At 62.1% G+C, this 16,291-nt stretch carries 15 protein-coding genes; 8 read left to right on the forward strand and 7 right to left on the reverse strand.

The features are described from left to right. Positions 1-45: 45 nt before the first annotated feature. The 4 genes from AB4P96_RS12345 to AB4P96_RS12360 are packed head-to-tail and all read right to left on the reverse strand — an operon-like array spanning position 46 to position 5,774. Positions 46-1,239, reverse strand: coding sequence for an EAL domain-containing protein (locus AB4P96_RS12345; RefSeq protein WP_017139586.1), 1,194 nt, complete (start codon positions 1,237-1,239; stop codon positions 46-48). Next, positions 1,226-4,024 carry an ATP-binding protein gene (locus AB4P96_RS12350; protein WP_138450264.1) on the reverse strand — a complete coding sequence of 933 codons (2,799 nt, stop codon included), beginning with the start codon at positions 4,022-4,024 and terminating at the stop codon, positions 1,226-1,228. The genes AB4P96_RS12345 and AB4P96_RS12350 overlap by 14 nt, the downstream gene beginning before the upstream one ends. 59 nt (positions 4,025-4,083) lie before the next feature. After that, complete coding sequence (locus AB4P96_RS12355) at positions 4,084-5,067, reverse strand: fimbrial protein (protein ID WP_026013883.1); 984 nt, start codon at positions 5,065-5,067, stop codon at positions 4,084-4,086. Between the two features lie 23 nt (positions 5,068-5,090). Next, the gene (locus AB4P96_RS12360) at positions 5,091-5,774 is read right to left on the reverse strand and encodes a molecular chaperone (RefSeq protein WP_178111066.1); all 684 of its coding nucleotides are present in this window, start codon (positions 5,772-5,774) and stop codon (positions 5,091-5,093) included. 194 nt (positions 5,775-5,968) lie between these two features. Between AB4P96_RS12360 and AB4P96_RS12365 the strand changes: the two genes are divergently transcribed. Further along, positions 5,969-6,490 carry a hypothetical protein gene (locus AB4P96_RS12365; RefSeq protein WP_017139582.1) on the forward strand — a complete coding sequence of 174 codons (522 nt, stop codon included), beginning with the start codon at positions 5,969-5,971 and terminating at the stop codon, positions 6,488-6,490. Positions 6,491-6,497: 7 nt separating this feature from the next. Here AB4P96_RS12365 and AB4P96_RS12370 read toward each other — a convergent pair whose 3' ends face one another. Then, on the reverse strand, positions 6,498-7,703 hold the full coding sequence (locus tag AB4P96_RS12370) for a DUF1835 domain-containing protein (RefSeq protein WP_395600822.1): 1,206 nt from the start codon (positions 7,701-7,703) through the stop codon (positions 6,498-6,500). A gap of 173 nt (positions 7,704-7,876) precedes the next feature. Here AB4P96_RS12370 and AB4P96_RS12375 point away from each other — a divergent pair, with 173 nt between their 5' ends. Next, positions 7,877-8,560 (forward strand): ATP-binding cassette domain-containing protein, encoded by a 684-nt coding sequence (locus AB4P96_RS12375; RefSeq protein ID WP_177034821.1) that lies wholly within the window; start codon positions 7,877-7,879, stop codon positions 8,558-8,560. Beyond that, entirely contained in the window at positions 8,557-9,351 is a 795-nt protein-coding gene (locus tag AB4P96_RS12380) for an ABC transporter permease (RefSeq protein WP_017139579.1), read from the forward strand. Before AB4P96_RS12375 ends, AB4P96_RS12380 begins: the two co-directional genes overlap by 4 nt. A 203-nt stretch (positions 9,352-9,554) precedes the next feature. On the opposite strand, the gene AB4P96_RS12385 is transcribed toward AB4P96_RS12380, so the two are convergent. Continuing rightward, positions 9,555-10,601, reverse strand: a complete 1,047-nt coding sequence (locus AB4P96_RS12385) for an L-idonate 5-dehydrogenase (RefSeq protein ID WP_395600823.1) — start codon at positions 10,599-10,601, stop codon at positions 9,555-9,557. Positions 10,602-10,614: 13 nt separating this feature from the next. Further along, a complete protein-coding gene (locus tag AB4P96_RS12390) occupies positions 10,615-11,388 on the reverse strand; it encodes a glucose 1-dehydrogenase (protein ID WP_099549962.1) in 774 nt (257 codons plus the stop codon). 292 nt (positions 11,389-11,680) lie between these two features. Here AB4P96_RS12390 and AB4P96_RS12395 point away from each other — a divergent pair, with 292 nt between their 5' ends. The 5 genes from AB4P96_RS12395 to AB4P96_RS12415 all read left to right on the forward strand — a co-directional run bounded on the left by AB4P96_RS12395 (position 11,681) and on the right by AB4P96_RS12415 (position 16,287). Further along, on the forward strand, positions 11,681-12,553 hold the full coding sequence (locus tag AB4P96_RS12395) for a LysR family transcriptional regulator (protein ID WP_395600824.1): 873 nt from the start codon (positions 11,681-11,683) through the stop codon (positions 12,551-12,553). A gap of 105 nt (positions 12,554-12,658) precedes the next feature. Continuing rightward, the gene (locus AB4P96_RS12400) at positions 12,659-13,291 is read left to right on the forward strand and encodes a glutathione S-transferase family protein (RefSeq protein WP_017139576.1); all 633 of its coding nucleotides are present in this window, start codon (positions 12,659-12,661) and stop codon (positions 13,289-13,291) included. 179 nt (positions 13,292-13,470) lie between these two features. Then, the gene (locus AB4P96_RS12405; RefSeq protein ID WP_017139575.1) at positions 13,471-14,391 is read left to right on the forward strand and encodes a LysR family transcriptional regulator; all 921 of its coding nucleotides are present in this window, start codon (positions 13,471-13,473) and stop codon (positions 14,389-14,391) included. Then, positions 14,391-15,278, forward strand: a complete 888-nt coding sequence (locus AB4P96_RS12410; RefSeq protein WP_017139574.1) for a LysR family transcriptional regulator — start codon at positions 14,391-14,393, stop codon at positions 15,276-15,278. The genes AB4P96_RS12405 and AB4P96_RS12410 overlap by 1 nt, the downstream gene beginning before the upstream one ends. Positions 15,279-15,354: 76 nt before the next feature. After that, a complete protein-coding gene (locus AB4P96_RS12415; protein WP_395600825.1) occupies positions 15,355-16,287 on the forward strand; it encodes a pyridoxamine 5'-phosphate oxidase family protein in 933 nt (310 codons plus the stop codon). Positions 16,288-16,291: the final 4 nt, after the last annotated feature.

Consider the following 16,291-nt stretch of genomic DNA (forward strand, 5'->3'; position numbering starts at 1 on the left):
ATGGAGCTTGCGCTTTATAAAGGGCAAATAATCCGGGGCCTCCAGCTAGTGAGATGTCGCGGGGCCATCATTGTTCAGTAGTTGCTGAAATTGGTCCGAAGACACCGCGTGGGAGATCAGGAAACCCTGCACCTGATTGCAGTCGATTTTGCGCAGCAGCGCCAATTGCGCTGGCGTTTCCACACCTTCGGCGACCACTGTCAGGCCGAGCTTGCGGCCCAGCGCGATGATGCTCGCCAGCGCCTGGGCGATGCCTTCGTTGTCATGGCTGCCTTGCACCAATGCCTGGTCGATCTTCAGTTCGGTAAACGGTGTTGAGACGAGGTTGAGGTATGAGCTGTAGCCCTTGCCAAAATCATCCTGGGACAAGCCGAAGCCTTTGATGCGCAAGCGGCAGGCCCCGGCGTAGAAGTTGCTGATGTCTTGGGGCACCGAGCATTCCATCAACTCGAAGCAGATCATTCCGGGAATGCCGTCGTGGTGCAGCACAAACTCCAGCAGGCGGTCCGCCAGGTCATGGCTGTTGAGCAGATGGGTGGGCAGGTTGATCGCCACCGGGATTTCATAGCCGCGTTGGCGCCACTGCTCCTGGGCGTGAATCGCCTGTTTGAGTACCAGCCACAACAGCCGTTCTTCCAGCTCGAAGGCCTTGATCGCCGGCAGGAACGCGGCCGGCAGCATCACGCCTTGCTCGGGGTGCATCCAGCGCACCAGGGCTTCGGCGGCGACGATACGCCCGTTGGCGAGGGACTTTTTCGGTTGGAACCAGGCCTGCAACTGGCCGCTGCTCATGGCCTGCACCAGCGTATGGCGGTCGATGTCCATGTGCTCGGGCAGTTCGGGGGAGGGCTTGCGCACCGTGTTCCTCAACTGATCGACCAGATTGCGTAAGGCCTCGGCGTTAACGGGCTTGGAGATCAGCCCGATCACTTCCACATCGAGGTTTTTCGCCACCAGGCTGGCTGCCATCAGCATGCGCCGCGAGGCGGCGCTCATGATCGCCAGGGCCGGCTTGCTGCGCAAGTTGGCCAGGCACTGGATAAATTGCACGCCGTCCATGCCGGGCATCAGCAGGTCGGTCAGTACCAGGTCGAAATCGCGCTGGCGTAAACGCTCCAGCGCTTCTTTGCCGTCCTCGGCGGTTTCCAGCCTGAAATCCCCCAACTCACTGAGCAAGTGCTGCAGGTAGATGTGCTGCAGGGGATGGTCCTCAACAATCAAAATACTAAGGGGCTTCATGGGTGATCCGTGCATAAGGCGCCAGGGAGTTGAATAGAGCCCGCAACGCAAAGGGTTTGACCAGGCAATGGTTCATGCCGGCGGCCAGGCACAGGTCGGCCTCGCCGCGCATGGCGTTGGCGGTGGCCCCGATAATCGGCAACGGGCAGCCTTGGCGGCGCAGTTCGCGTGCCAGTTCATAGCCGTTGATGTGGGGCATGTTCACGTCCGTCAACACCACGTCGAAGCTACCGGCGGTGTACAGCTGCAACGCTTCCTGACCATCGGCCGCGAGCTCCACGGTGCAGCCGAGTTCTTCGAGTTGGTCACGCAAAATCAGCTGGTTGATGATGTTGTCCTCGGCTACCAGCAAGTGCAGGTTGAGTTTGTTCAGGTCGCGCTGGCGTGTTTGCTCATCGGCACGGGCCACCCACAGCCCTTGCGCCTGGCTCACGGCCTGATGAATCGCACCCAGGTGGTTGAGGTTGACGTGCCAGGCGCCGGCCTCGGCTTCCACGGCGGTGCAGGCATTACTGCTCACGTGAATCACCGGCCCCGGCCATTCGGGCGCCAGCAATGGGTCGACGCTGCCGGGGTGCACTTGCAGCAGCAGATGCGTGTCCGGCAACGTCGGCAGGCCGGCCTGGGCCCTGGCACCCCAGCGGCGCAGCCAGCCGCTGACGGAGTTGGCCAGTTCCGGGATCGGCGACGCTACATAGATGGTCTCGGCCAACAGCGCGGTCATCGGCGTGGTCGGCGCTTCTTCCAGCGGCAGGATCAGGCTGAAACTGCTGCCCAGGCCCAACTCGCTGACCATGCGGATGTTGCCGTTCATCAATTCGGTCAGGCGCTGACAGATCGGCAGGCCCAGGCCGGTGCCGGCGACCACATTGGTGTTGCCTTCACTCTGGTAAAACGGTTCGAAAATCATCGCCTGGTCTTCCTGGGCGATGCCTTTGCCGGTGTCCGAGACCTGCCACAACAGGCTGGAGCGTTCACCGTCACGGCCCAGTACCTTTACCCGCAATACCACGCGGCCGTAGTCGGTGAACTTCACCGCATTATTGAGCAGGTTATTCAGAATCTGGCGAATGCGCGTCACGTCGCCGATCAACCTTTCGGGCAGCTTCGGGTCGAAGCAGGCATACAACTGCAAGCCCTTGCCTTGGGCGGCTGCGGCATAGCCCTGAATGATTTCGTGGACCAGATCCAGCGGTGAAAACTCGCTCATTTCCAGCGCCAGCTGCCCGGCTTCGATCTTCGACACATCGAGCACATCGCAGATCAACTGCAACAAGGTCGACGACGAGCCTTCGATGGCGTGCAGGTAGTCCCTTTGCTGGGCATCCAGTTGCGTGCGCGCCAGCAATTCGAGGGTGCCGAGCACGCCATACAGCGGCGTGCGGATTTCATGGCTCATGGTTGCCAGGAACAGGGTCTTGGCGGCGTTGGCAGCGTCCGCCGAGTGGCGTGCTTCTTCCAGCGCTGCTTCGACTTGCTTGCGCGCACTGATATCGCTGAACGCGCAAAACAGCACGTCCTCGCCTTTATAGCGGGTGGGGGCACTGCTCAGGTACAGGTGGCGGCCGTCGATGGTTTCAAAGTAATCACTGCGTTCGCATGGGCCTTGGGCGAAGGCTTGCTCGATCCAGCCGGCCCGCAGTGCCTCGCGCTCCGGGCCGTTGCCCAACCATTGCTGGGCCAGGGTGTTTTCCAGCACCACCTGGCCGTCGGTGCGGCGCAGCACGCAAAGGGCCACGGGCGCGATCTGAATCACATCGCGGCCAAAGGCTTCGCTTTCGATCAACGCCTGGATGCGATGGATCGACGGAATAATGAAACGCTGGTCGACGCGGCGCATCACCAGCCAGATCAGCGTGAGGCTCATCAGGCAGAACAGCAGCGAGCCGAGCAGCTGTTTCCACAGGCCGGTGACCACCGCGCGCAGGTCGATGGAATACATCAGTTGCCATTCCGAAGACTTCAAGTGCTTGCGAATCACCAGGTGGTCGGGCAGCAAACCGTTGCCGACAAAGCCGAAAAAGCTTTCTTCGCCGGGCCGCAAATGTTGTTGCTTGAGCTGGGTGTCGGTGCTGTTGGTAAACACCAACATGCCCTGGGAGTTGAGCATCATGAACTCACCGGCACTTTGGTCGCTGAGGGTTGAAGACACTTCACGACTTTCCATCTCAAGGCCCAGCCAGCCGGACTCAGGGTCGCGCTCGTCGAGGCGGATGAAAATGTAGAGGTGCGAATGGCCTTCGGTGTTGTCGCTCAGCCACAACTCGTTAAGTGTGGCCGGGTCGCTGTGCTGCAGGGCCTTGAGGCGGTTGAGCATGCACTTGGAAATCGGCAGTACCTGCGCGGTGGCGTCGTACAGCCGCGTCACCTGTGGGCTGGGGCCGGCGTTCACATACAGCAGGTTGAGCTGCTTGGCCTTGAGGTAGTCGCGCATGCGTGCGGTCAGCCAGATGCTCCACTGGTTGCCGGGTGTGTTGCCCAGTTCCAGGTGTTGTTCTTCCTCGGAGGAGGGGTAGAGCCTGGACTGTTTGCGCACCGCCGACAGGCTCAGGCTTTGCAGCAGCGCCTCGCGGTTGGTGAAAAAAGTATGGGCTTCGGCGATGGCGCTGCTCATGTAGCCGCGGCGCTGGGAGATGTCGTTGTTGAAGGTCGACAGCAGAAAGGTATAGACCCCGCTCAGGATGCCCACGAGCAGCACGCTCGCAAAAATACGAAGCAGCCTTCTGGCTGCTTCGGGTCGGGAGAGGACGGGGTTGATCTGGAGCAGGTAACTTTTCAATCGCATCGGCGCAGAGTAGTGGCATATCAATGCCAACGGCATAAGACGATCCTTAAAGTCGTCGGCTACTTGTAAAACATGTCCACCACCACTGCGGCTTCGAAAGCCCCCGGAATCGGCAGGGTGCGCCAGCTCAGGTCGGCGCGAAAATCATTGCGTGCCTGGCCGGAGCCCATCAGTGTCTGCAACGTAAACCAGTCATTGAAGGGCAGGCGCTGATCGCTGTCGGCGCGAGACAATGAGATGCCCACCGAGCTGTTGTTGGCCGGCACCAGCAAGCCGTTGATGACACTGCCGCCACCCGGGGTGGTGGCGAAGCGTGCATTGACGGTGTAGGGCGTGTCACAGACTTTGCGCAGGCTGAGGTTGAAGTTCGCGGTGCTGGCCACGGCGCCGACCTGCGCCTTGCGTGATGGGGTGGGGAAGTTGACGACACTGGGGGTAATGGTCAGTTCGGGCGCGCAGGGCACGAAGCGGATGTCGTTCATGCCGGTGACGATGTAGTTGAGGTTGCTGTTGGGGTTGGTGTTGAGCCCGCGTACGCCGTCGAGTTGGAACACGCGATATTGAGCCAGGGTGCTGGCTTGACCGCTGGGCGGTGTCTTGCCGTATTTTTCGATGAATACACTGAAGTTCAGGGTAAAGCGCGCTTTGTCCCAGCCTGTGCAATTGGACCAGTTGCAACCGCGGTCCGAGTAAAAACCGGTGCCGACCTTACCGGTGCTTTGGGTGATGGGTGCGTTGTTGTAGCGGATGCCTACGCGGATGCCTTGGCCGATGCTGACGTTGGCCGGGTTGACGTAGAAATACACTTCTTCGCGGCCGTGGTTGCGGTCGTCCTTGCACAACACATTCGTGGAGCGTGGGCCCGACTCCCAGATGATCGTACCGTCCGGTGCATCAGCCGCAACCGCCAATGAGGTGCCAAGCGGGTTGATATCGACATAGGCGCCGCTGCCATCTTCCACGCACGACAGTGCATAGCTTGTGGCAGGAAGGGCCGCGCAGCCGCACAGTAGAAGGGGCAGTAAACGTTTGGTGAGAGACATAAATGCAAGTTTCCCGCGATTGATCACTTGAGCACCGCGCTATGGCGGGCCTGCAAACCGATATCGTTGATGTCGGTGAAGTGAAGGGTGGATCCTGTAGGTAAAGCAGTCGCTGTACTCAGGCGCTTGCTCTCAAGGGGTTTGAGCAGCAGGTAGTCGCTGAGCTGCTGGGTGTCCGTCTGCACATTGATCAACGACAGGTGGAATGCGCTTGGGTTGTGGGCGATGACGCTGTGATCATCGCGGCTCCACACCAACTGCTGCAGCGCCTCGGCCGAGCCACCCTTGAGCGCCGGTGGCCGATAGAACAGCTTGAGCCGTTGGCGTATCGCAAACTGCACGCTGTTGGGGTCGGCGGATTTGAGCGGAATCTCCATGATATTGAGCCAGAACAGCGATTCGCGATCGGCGGGCAGACCTTCACCGGCATACAAGATGCGCAGCCTGTGATGCTCGCCGGCGCCCAGTTGCACCAACGGCTCGGTGGCAGCAAACGGCACGGGGCTGTCGGCTGATTCGTCCTCGCTGGTGATCCAGGTTTGCACCACCACTTGCTGTGAGGCCGGGTTGACCACGCTGATGCCGGCGGCCTTGTCCTGGCCGTAATAAATCAGGCGTGTGCCTTCGATCTTCAGCGCCGCGCTGGCTGGCGGTGGCGCGAGCACCAGCAGCCCGCCGGCCAGCAGCATCATTCTGAGTAAAAACATGAACACAAAAATTCCATGGCAACGTGTGGGAACGCAGCCATGGTAGGGGCGGGTGAGTGCGAGGGCTTTGAGGCGATTCTTAAAAGCGTGCAGCGCCCGTTTCAGAATCGCCTTAAAGGCATGTTCGAGCCCCGACAGTTACCGTGTTCGACGTTGAATGATCGACGCTGATGCCCAACTGTCAGGTTTACCCTATGTCCAATAAAGCCTTACGCCTTCTGATTGCCGATGCAGACCTGCTGCAGCGGATCAAGCTGGAGAAAATGCTCAACCAGCTGGGCTACCACCGCATCGCCCCCTTGAGTTCGTTCGACGAATTGCAGGCGTTGACGCGCTCCGGTTGCGTGGCATTCGACCTGTTGGTCATCAATACGGCGCTGGTGCGTTCGCGGCAGGTCAACCTGTTGAAGTACTGCCATGACAACCCATTGATTCGCCATACGCTGATCTACGACGGGCAATGCGCACAGAGCTCGGTGGTGTCGGTGTCGGTGAGCCAGACCTTGCACCTGTCACTGTCGCAGTCGCCGGATTTCAACTCCCTGCGCCGCTGCATGGAGATTGTCGACCCCCTGCATAGTCTGCCGACGGTTGAGCGACCGATGTTGCGCGCTGTCGACAGCCGGGTCGCTGCACCCTCGACGGCTGCGCGTAGCGTTTACCTGGGCGACCCGGCAGTGATGGCGTGCGCCGTCGGTTTATCGCCCAAGCGCTGAGCCGGCCTCAGGTGCGCCACACCGGCAGGCTGTTGTGGGCCAGTGCCCAATGCGGTTGGCCAGGCTTGAGGCACACGCCGCCGACCCAGCGCTCATGCCCGGCGTGGTCCAACCAATAAGCCTCGCCGCCCAGCACTTGGTGCGCCAGTGGCGTCAATGCCAGTTCGCGGCGCGGCCAGTCGCGTTCGGTCGCGGTTTCGACCAGCAAGGGGTTCGGGCCGTCGATCAGTGGCCGCAACAACGCGTGGAACATCATGTCGCCCAGGAACGGCAGCGGCTCACGCTTGGCCATCAGTTCGGCGAACACCCGGCCGAACGGCACCGGCCCGGCCTCGGCGATGTAGCGCAGCGACAAGCGTTCAGTCAGTGACAGGCCATCCTCAATACCGGGCAACTCCTGCAACTGGCGCAGCAACGCGTTGGCTAGAAAGGGCAGGGCCGGGTGGTTGCCGTGGGCCAGTTGCGCAAGCTTGACCGGCGAGCTGTCGCAGTAAGCCGCCCAGGCCTGTCGGGCCAGTTGCACCGCTGCGTCATCGATCAAGCGTCGCTGGGGCCACAACCACGCCAATACATCGGGCGCCAGCTGGCCGATGCCGATAAAGCGTTCGACACCCGGAATACGGTCGACTTCGATCAGCTCGAGCTTTTTCGGCGCGCGCTCAAGACCGGCCAGCGCGCGGACCAGAAACAGCTGATCATAGGCGTCCGCTTCGCACCACAGCACGCTGTGATCGGCGCTGGCCAGGGCCTGCAGGTGGTCGTATTCATCATTGACGCGGTGGGTTACTTCAGCAGCGTCCAGCGCAAAGGCCTGGCTGATAAAGGCACTGCGCATCGCGCGGAAATCTTCACTGGGCAGGTCGCGCACCGGCCCCATGCATAACGGATCGGTGAGCATGCGGAACTGCCCCTTGAACCCGGCCAGTTGCAGGCTGTGGGCAATGTCACTGCCACAGCGCCAGTGGGTGGTGCGGGCTTCATCGCTGGCAGCAAAGTCCGGGTGGCGGGCGGCGAAGTCGATGGCGTCGACATGCGCCTTGAGTTTGGGCCAACTGCTGAAACCCAGCTGCCTGGCGACCTGCCATTGGGCCTGGGACAAGGTGGCGTGCGGGTCGAGGGTTTTCAGGCGTGGCAACAGTTCCTTAGCGCGCTTGCGCTGTTGCTCAAGGTTGAGGCGGCCGTCGGTAGTCGAGGATAAGAGGCGTTGCGACATACGATCTCCTTGCACAAACCTTTTCCGCTTTCAGGTTGGGAGTCGTAGAAATGTGATATTCAGTCAGGATCCTGGGCGCAGCCCTTTCCGCGGAAGGTGGCGTGGAGTGCGCCAGGCACGAAATATAGGCAGTGGAGTAGTCGATTGCAAGCCGTTAAGCCGAGTACGAGTTGATGACCGACACCGTATTGATCGAAACCCGCGCCCTCACGCGCAGGGACGAGCGGCGCCAAGTCGCGTTGCTGCAACCCACGGATTTCAGCCTGAAACGCGCCGACCGTGTGTCCATCACCGGCTCCTCCGGCTCCGGTAAAAGCGTGTTCCTGCGCGCGCTGGCGTTGCTGGATGCGCCCACTTCGGGGCAGATCCTGTGGAACAACCAGCCGATTGCGAATGCGCAGATTCCCCACTATCGCAGCCACATCAGCTACCTGTCGCAACGCCCGGCGCTGCTGGAGGGCACGGTGGAGGACAACCTGCGTTTCCCGTTCAGCCTCAAGACCCTGCGCACGCGCCGCTTCGACCTGCAAGCAGTGACCAAGCTGCTGGAACATGCCGGTAAAAGCCCGGACTTCCTGGGCAAAAACGCCGGCGACCTGTCCGGCGGAGAATCCCAGGTGGTGTCATTGATCCGCACCTTGCAACTGAACTCCGAAGTGCTGTTGCTGGATGAACCGACGGCCGCTCTCGACCCCACGTCCTCGCGCGATGTCGAGGCACTGATCAGCGCCTGGTATGCCGCCGACAACGCCCGCGCCTATATCTGGGTATCCCACGACCTCGACCAGGCCCGGCGCATGAGCGCCATTCACCTGCACATGAGCGCCGGTGTCCTGAGCGGAGCCGCCCAGCCATGAACTATCAAAACCTCACGGCATTGGACATGGGCATCGCCGCCTCGCTGATCCTCATTAACGGCGCGCTGTCGCTGTTGCTGCGTCTGGGCCTGGGCCGCCAATTGCTGTGGGCGGCCGTGCGTACCGTGGTGCAATTGCTGGCCATCGGTTACCTGCTGGGTTGGGTGTTCGAGTTTGCCTACTGGTATGTGGTGCTGCCGCTGATGTGTGCGATGACTTTGATCGCCGGGTTATCCGCAGCGGGGCGTGGGCGCCGCACTTACCGTGGGCAACGGGTCGACAGCATTCTGTCGGTGTGGGGCAGTTCGTGGCTGGTCACGGCGGTGGGGTTGTTTGCGGTGATCCGTATCCATCCGTGGTACGAGCCGCAGTATGCGATTCCGATCCTCGGCATGATCCTCGGTAATACCCTCACCGGCGTGTCCTTGGGCATTGAGCGCATGACCCAGGAACTGACCTCGGGGCGCAACACCATCGAGATGATCCTGGCACTGGGCGGTTCACGCTGGGAAGCCGCCCAGGAGGCGATCCGCCAGGCCGTGCGCGCCGGGATGATCCCGACGCTGAACCAGATGACCGTGGTCGGCATCGTCAGCCTGCCCGGCATGATGACCGGCCAGGTACTGGCCGGCGAAAGCCCGGTGGACGCGGTGCGTTACCAGATCGTGATCATGTTTCTGATCGCCGCGTCCTCGGCCTTGGGCACGGTAGGTGCGGTGCTGCTCACCTACCGTCGGTTGTTTTCCAACAGCCATCGGTTTTTGCGCGATCGGCTTGAAGAGCGCGCTTGAACCTCAGGTGCTGGTCTGGCCGTTCCGTCACCTGATGCCCGCTGCTCAACCCACATGGCGCTTTTCTGTGGGAGCTGGCTTGCCTGCGATACGGGCACCTCGGTACATCAGGTACACGGAGGTGATGCAATCGCAGGCAAGCCAGCTCCCACATTTGACCGGGCCCCGTCCTGCCAGAAGGCCGCCACAACGCTGAATCAAGCTCAGTCAGTCACACCAAAATCCAGCACCACTTTCATCGCCTGGGTCTTGTCCGCCGCCAGTTCAAACGCCAGCACCGCCTGTTCAAACGGCACGGTGTGGGAGATCACCGGTTTCACATCAATGATACCGCGATTGAGCAAATCCACCGCCTGGGCAAACTCGCTGTGAAAGCGGAAGGTGCCGCGCAAGTCGATCTCGCGGCTCACCAGCAGGTTCAATGGCAACGACACATCGCCGCCGAGTCCGACTGTCACCAGCACACCCCGTGGCGCGATGCATTCCAGGCCATTGCGCAAGGCCTGGGCGCTTCCGGAGACTTCGAACATCACCTCGAAATAGCCCTTTTCGGCGGTGTAGCGCTTGAGTGCCTCCGCGCCGTCGGCAATGTTGTGGGTGCGCGTGGCGCCCATTTTTTCGGCGCAGGCGAGGGCGCTGGCAGACAGGTCCACGGCGACGATTTTACCCGCCCCGGCAGCCCGCAAACTGCCAATCAGCAGGTTGCCGATCGGGCCGCAGCCGGTCACCAGCACGCGTTTGCCGAACACCGCGCCGGCGCGTTGAATCGCGTGTAGGCCCACCGACAGCGGCTCGGCCAGCGCACCTTCGGCCAGGCTCACGTGGTCGGCCAGCCGATGTGCCTGATGCGTCTCGATCACCAGGCTCTGGCGAAACGCGCCCTGAATATGCGGAAACGGCATCGCACTGCCGTAGAAACGCATATTCAGGCAGTGATTCGGCAGGCCTTGATGGCAGTAGCGGCAACCGCCGCACGGGCGCGAGGGCGATACGCTGATGCGCTGGCCGACCTTGAACAGCCCGGCGTCCGCACCCACGGCATCAATCACCGCTGACACTTCGTGGCCGAGCACCATCGGCTCGCGCAGGCGCACGGTGCCGAAGCCGCCGTGCTGGTAGTAATGCAGGTCCGAACCGCAGATGCCGCCACGCGCAATGCGCACGCGCAGTTGATCGGGGGCGAGGGGTTGCGGTTCGTCCTGGGGGTCGACCCGCAGGTCTTTGGAGGCGTGACAAACGATAGCGTGCATACAGTTCTCCGGTTTACAGCGACGCGGTGATACCACCGTCGACGTACAGAATATGGCCGTTGACGAAGCTGGCAGCGTCACTGGCAAGGAACACGGCGGCACCGGCCAGTTCGGCCACGTCGCCCCAGCGGCGACTCGGTGTGCGTTGCACCAGCCAGTCGCTGAACTCGGGGTTGGCCACCAGGTTGGCGTTCAACTCCGTCTTGAAATAACCGGGGCCGATGCCATTGACCGTCAACCCATGCGGGCCCCAATCGATGGCCATGCCCTTGGTGAGCATCTTCAGCGCGCCTTTGCTGGCCGCATACGGCGCGATGCCGGGGCGGCCCAGCTCACTTTGCACCGAACAAATATTGATAATGCGCCCGCGCTTGCGCGGGATCATCGCCCGCGCCACGGCCTGGCCAACCAGAAAGGCGCTGTCCAGATTGGTGCTGATCAACTCGCGCCAGTGCTGCTCGCTGTAGTCCTCCAGCGGCCCACGCCGTTGCATGCCGGCGTTGTTCACCAGGATCTCCAGCGGGCCGAGGCGCGCTTCGATGTCCGCCACGGCGGCTTGGATCGCCGTGCTGTCGGTCACGTCAAACGCCTGGGTGTGCACCGTCAACCCTTCGGCCGCCAGCAGCGCCGCCGCATCGCGCAAGGTGCTGCGGTTGCGCCCGTTGAGCACCACCTGCGCCCCGGCCTGGGCCAGGCCACGGGCAATTGCCAGGCCGATACCGGCACTGGAGCCGGTGACCAGCGCCAGCCGGCCATCAAGGCGGAAGTTGTCTAGAACGCTTTGCATGGCTACCTCTCCTAACGCTTCACACTACCAACGACAGCAGCATGATGAACTCCAGGGCGACAAAGGGATGGACCTTGAGGTGGGTGATCAACAATATCTATCCGATAATCGTGATCAGCGCGACCCGCAGCAGATACGTGGGGTCCGTGTTCGGATTGTTATAGGCCACGCCCCGTCATATCGTGTATGAATTGGGCTTACTTCACCCCAGGCGCTGGGCAGCGTCCAATTTTCATTTGTGATCGGGTGATCACCGTTTGTGATAACCGTTTCTAATGGCTGAGAGAATTTAATGGAGTTGAAGCATTTGCGCGCCTTCGTGGTGCTCGCCCAGGAGCTGCATTTCGGTCGGGCAGCGGCGCAGCTGTCGATCGTGCAACCGGCGCTGAGCATGCAGATCAAGCTGCTGGAAAGCGGCTTGGGCGTGCGCCTGCTGGATCGTAACCGCCACTCGGTCACACTCACCGAAGCGGGGCGGGCGTTCTTGCCTGAGGCCCAGGCCACCTTGCACCAGGCCGCTCGGGCGGCAGAGGCGGCGCGGGCATCCAACCGCGGTGAAATCGGCCGGGTGCGCCTGGGGTTTGTGTCCTCGGTATTGCCGCAATTGCTGCCGCAACTGATCCGCGCGGTGCATCAGCGTTACCCGCGTATCGAACTGGAACTCAAGGACATGCCCGGCCCCGACCAAGCCGCCGCGTTAAAGAATGGCCAGCTGGATTTCGGCCTGATGCGCCTGCCGGCCGCCCACCCCGGCGTGCAGACCCGTGCGGTCTTGCGTGAGAGTTTCTGCGTGGCGCTGCCGATGGACCACCCTTTGGCCGCCCTGGAGTCCATCCAGCCTGCCGACCTGCTCACGTGGCCGGTGTATATCCTCGCCAGGCGTTACGCGCCGGGGTTCTACGATGAGTTTATCCAGGCCGTCGGCATGCCCTTGGACATCGCCAGCGAACTGGGTGAGTTCACCACCATGCTCGCGCTGGTCTCCGCCGGGTTGGGCATCGGCGTGTTGCCGCAGCAGGCGGCGCGGGCGTTGCCAGTCAATTGCGTGTCGCGGCCTTTGCAATTGGGTGGGTTTCAGGCCACCACGGGGTTGGCCTGGACCGAGTTGGACAGTGCGGTGAAGACCACCTTGTTCAACCTGATCGTGGAATTGTTTGGCGAGTGATTGTTTCATCGAGTGAAATGCTCGATTGTAAAGTCTGGTGATTCCATCGATCAGGGCAGCGGTGGAGTATGTGTGGCGTCAACACCCCCACTTTTGGAGCCTCTCATGTCCCAGCCTGCGATCAAGCTTTATGGTTTCCCCTTGTCCGGCCACTCCCACCGGGTCGAGCTGATGTTGTCGTTGCTGGGCTTGCCCAGTGAATTTATCCTGGTCGACCTCAAGCAAGGCGCGCAAAAAGCGCCGGACTTTATCGCCCACCTCAACCGCTTTGGCCAGGTGCCGGTGATTGACGATAACGGCACGGTGTTGGCCGACTCCAACGCGATTCTGGTGTACCTCGCCAACCAATATGGCAACGGCCAGTGGCTGCCGAGCGACCCTGTCGGCCAGGCTCGCGTGCAGCGCTGGTTGTCGGCGGCTGCCGGCCAACTGCACGCCGGGCCCGCTGCTGCGCGGTTGGCGGTGGTGTTTGGTGCCGAAGTCGATACCGTCGCGGCCATCAGCCGTTCCCATGCGCTGCTCAAGCTGGTGGACGAACAACTGAGCCAAAGCCGCTTTTTGGTCGGTGAGCAGCCGAGCATCGCCGATGTGGCGTTCTACACCTACGTGGCCCACGCGCCGGAAGGCAATGTGTCGTTGGCCGACTACCCTCAAGTGCGTGCCTGGCTTGCTCGCATCGAGGCGTTGCCGGGGTTTGTCGGCATGCCGCGCAGCGCCGTGGGTCTGCAAGCAAAGTAACGTAAACCCCCTGTGGCGAGGGAGCTTGCTCCCGCTGGGCTGCGCAGCAGCCCCAATAAGGGCAGCGCATTGATTCAGGCAATACGCGGTCATTTTTTTGGGGGTCGCTGCGCGCCCCAGCGGGAGCAAGCTCCCTCGCCACAGGTAAGTAGTTTTTCAGCTAATGAGAAGGCGTGCCGATGGATCGATTTCATGAGATGCAGGTATTCCTGGCGGTGGCCGAGGAGGAGGGCTTCGCTGCCGCTGCGCGGCGCCTGAAAACCTCGCCGCCCAGCGTGACCCGAGCGATTGCCGCCATGGAACAGCGTATCGGCACGCAGTTGCTGGCACGCACCACCCGCAGCCTGCACCTGACCGAAGCCGGCCAACGTTACCTGGAAGATTGCCGACGCATCCTGGCCGAGCTCGATGAAGCCGAGGAAGCGGCGGCGGGCAGCTACTCCATCCCCGGCGGCCACCTGACGGTGACCGCGCCGGTGCTGTTCGGCGAGCTGTATGTGGCGCCGGTGCTGGGGGATTACCTGGACCGCTTTCCCTTGGTAAATATCACCGCCTTACTGGTCGACCGTGTGGTTAACATGACCGACGAAGGCGTCGATGTGGCCGTGCGTATCGGTCATCTGCAAGAACTTGGACAGCAGGCCATAAAGGTCGGGGAAGTGCGCCGGGTGGTGTGTGCATCGCCCGGTTACCTCGACCAGCACGGTCGGCCGCAACGGCCTGAGCAGTTGCGTGAAGCCAAGATCGTCACGTCATCCTCCAGCCAGTTGGTAAGTGAATGGGCGTTCGTCGACGCCGGGCAGCCGTTGACGGTGCCCATCGAGCCGCGTCTGGTGGTCACGGCAAATAATGCGGCGATCAACCTGGCGCGCCTGGGTTGGGGCATGACGCGGGTGCTGTCTTATCAGGTCGCGGCAGCGGTGGCGGCGGGGGAGTTGGAGGTTGTGCTGGAGGCTTTTGAACCGCCACCGCTGCCGATCCAGGTGGTGTTCCAGAAAAGCGGCCGCGTACCGGCCAAGGTCCACACCTTTGTGGACTTCCTCACCCATCGCCTCGGGCAGGACGCTGCCCTGAACCCGGCGATGAAGCGCCGCGGCTGATGGAACGCTATCGCGACATGCAGCTGTTTGCAGCGCTGGCTGATCAGCCCAGCCTGGCTTCGGCGGCGCGCCAGGCCCAGGTTTCCGGCCCGACCCTGATCCGTGCGGTTGCTCGCCTGGAAGCCCGCCTGCGGGTGCCGTTGTTGCAACGCAGCACACGCGGCGTGAGCCTGACCGAAGCGGGCAGCGCCTATCTGGCCGATTGCGTGCGGTTGCTGGCAGCCGTCGATACCGCCGAGGCTTCGGCCAAGGGCTTGCACGTGCAGGCCCAGGGCAATTTGCAGGTGTTCTTGCCGTTTCTGTTCAGCCGTTATGTGATGGCGCCGGTATTGGCCAGCTATATGGACAACTACCCCGACGTCCGCCTGGTGGCGCGCTACCACGACTACTACCCGAACCTGCACGAAGAGGGGCTGGATGTGGCGATCCTGGTCGGCGAATTGCCCAATTCATCGCTGATCGCTCGGCCGGTGGGGCAGGTGCGGCATATCCTCTGCGCCAGCCCCGATTACCTCGCCGCCCATGGCGAACCCCGACATCCGAGCGAGCTTAAAAAGCATCGGCTGATTGCCAGTGCCGACCCGGTGGCCTGGGATTTTCAAGGCTTGCAGCTCAAGGCCCGCGCGCGTTTGAGCTGTGCCAGCGTGCAAGGTGCAATCAACGCGGCGGTGCAGGGTGCGGGGGTGATTCGTTGCGTGAGTTACCCGCTGCACCAGCACCTGCAGAGCGGCCAGTTGCGCCGTGTGTTGCCTGACTTTGAACAGCCGCCGTTGCCGGTGCATGTGGTGTACCGCGAGGGCCGCAACGCACCGATGCGCGTACGCAGTTTTGTCGACCACTGTGTGGCGGCGCTGCGTGAGCATCCGGCATTTCAGTCGGTGAAATAGTGGATTGCCAAGTGTGGGCATTCTCACGTTGGCAGGTGGGGCGCAGCATGGGCGCATCCAACCTGAGGTGCTCAACATGAACCCAGTCGAACAATCTCCCTGGCATGCCGGCGAACGGCACCTGCAAGCAAGCGCTGGCGCGGCTGAGCGCATGGCCGTGGTCGGGCTCAAGGTGATTCGCGATCACTTGCCGGAGCAGCATCGCGACTTCTACCCGCTGTTGCCCTACCTGATGCTCGGCGTAGTGGATCCCCAGGGCATTCCCTGGGCGACCATGCTTGAAGGCGCGCCGGGCTTTGCGCATTCACCCGACCCACACACCTTGCAGATCGACAGTTTGCCGTCCAAAAGCGACCCGGCGCTTGGCGCCTTGCACTTAGGTGCCAGCGTGGGTTTGCTCGGCATTGACCTAAACACCCGGCGCCGCAACCGCATGAACGGCCGCATCGGTGGTTTGGACCACGAAGGTTTTTCGGTCGATGTGGTGCACACCTATGGCAACTGCCCCAAATACATCCAGTTGCGGCCCGTCGACGGCATCGCCCGCAAGCCCGGCACCACGGTCGAGCGCCTCAACGGCCTGGACGCTGCGGCACAAATGTTGATCCGCAGCGCCGACACTTTCTTCGTCGCCAGCTACGCCGACGTGGATGGCGCACGCTCGGTGGACGTTTCACACAGAGGCGGTAATACGGGGTTTGTGCGGGTTGAGGGTGACGTGCTGACCATCCCGGATTTTGCCGGCAACCTGTTCTTCAATACCTTGGGCAATTTGCAGCTCAACCCGGTGGCGGGGTTGCTGTTTATTGATTTTGAGTCGGGCGATGTGTTGCAGGTTGCCGGGCGCACTTCGCTGATCCTCGACGGGCCTGAGGTGGCCAGGTTCGAGGGCGCCCAACGGCTGTGGACAGTGACCGTGGAGCAGGTAGTACGCCGCCCGGCGGCATTGGCGCTGCGCTGGCAGTTTGCGGAGTTTTCGCCGCATAGCCTGGCGATGGGCGGTTGGTAACTTC

Source organism: Pseudomonas sp. B19125 (assembly GCF_044218855.1).
Taxonomy (GTDB): Bacteria; Pseudomonadota; Gammaproteobacteria; order Pseudomonadales; family Pseudomonadaceae; genus Aquipseudomonas; species Aquipseudomonas edaphica.

Coding starts and splice junctions, on each gene's coding strand:
- AB4P96_RS12390 (WP_099549962.1), bottom strand. CDS start 11,388: ATGCAAAGCGTTCTAGACAACTTCCGCCTTGATGGCCGGCTGGCGCTG.
- AB4P96_RS12400 (WP_017139576.1), top strand. CDS start 12,659: ATGTCCCAGCCTGCGATCAAGCTTTATGGTTTCCCCTTGTCCGGCCAC.
- AB4P96_RS12395 (WP_395600824.1), top strand. CDS start 11,681: ATGGAGTTGAAGCATTTGCGCGCCTTCGTGGTGCTCGCCCAGGAGCTG.
- AB4P96_RS12350 (WP_138450264.1), bottom strand. CDS start 4,024: ATGCGATTGAAAAGTTACCTGCTCCAGATCAACCCCGTCCTCTCCCGA.
- AB4P96_RS12380 (WP_017139579.1), top strand. CDS start 8,557: ATGAACTATCAAAACCTCACGGCATTGGACATGGGCATCGCCGCCTCG.
- AB4P96_RS12365 (WP_017139582.1), top strand. CDS start 5,969: ATGTCCAATAAAGCCTTACGCCTTCTGATTGCCGATGCAGACCTGCTG.
- AB4P96_RS12360 (WP_178111066.1), bottom strand. CDS start 5,774: ATGTTTTTACTCAGAATGATGCTGCTGGCCGGCGGGCTGCTGGTGCTC.
- AB4P96_RS12370 (WP_395600822.1), bottom strand. CDS start 7,703: ATGTCGCAACGCCTCTTATCCTCGACTACCGACGGCCGCCTCAACCTT.
- AB4P96_RS12385 (WP_395600823.1), bottom strand. CDS start 10,601: ATGCACGCTATCGTTTGTCACGCCTCCAAAGACCTGCGGGTCGACCCC.
- AB4P96_RS12375 (WP_177034821.1), top strand. CDS start 7,877: ATGACCGACACCGTATTGATCGAAACCCGCGCCCTCACGCGCAGGGAC.
- AB4P96_RS12345 (WP_017139586.1), bottom strand. CDS start 1,239: ATGAAGCCCCTTAGTATTTTGATTGTTGAGGACCATCCCCTGCAGCAC.
- AB4P96_RS12410 (WP_017139574.1), top strand. CDS start 14,391: ATGGAACGCTATCGCGACATGCAGCTGTTTGCAGCGCTGGCTGATCAG.
- AB4P96_RS12355 (WP_026013883.1), bottom strand. CDS start 5,067: ATGTCTCTCACCAAACGTTTACTGCCCCTTCTACTGTGCGGCTGCGCG.
- AB4P96_RS12415 (WP_395600825.1), top strand. CDS start 15,355: ATGAACCCAGTCGAACAATCTCCCTGGCATGCCGGCGAACGGCACCTG.
- AB4P96_RS12405 (WP_017139575.1), top strand. CDS start 13,471: ATGGATCGATTTCATGAGATGCAGGTATTCCTGGCGGTGGCCGAGGAG.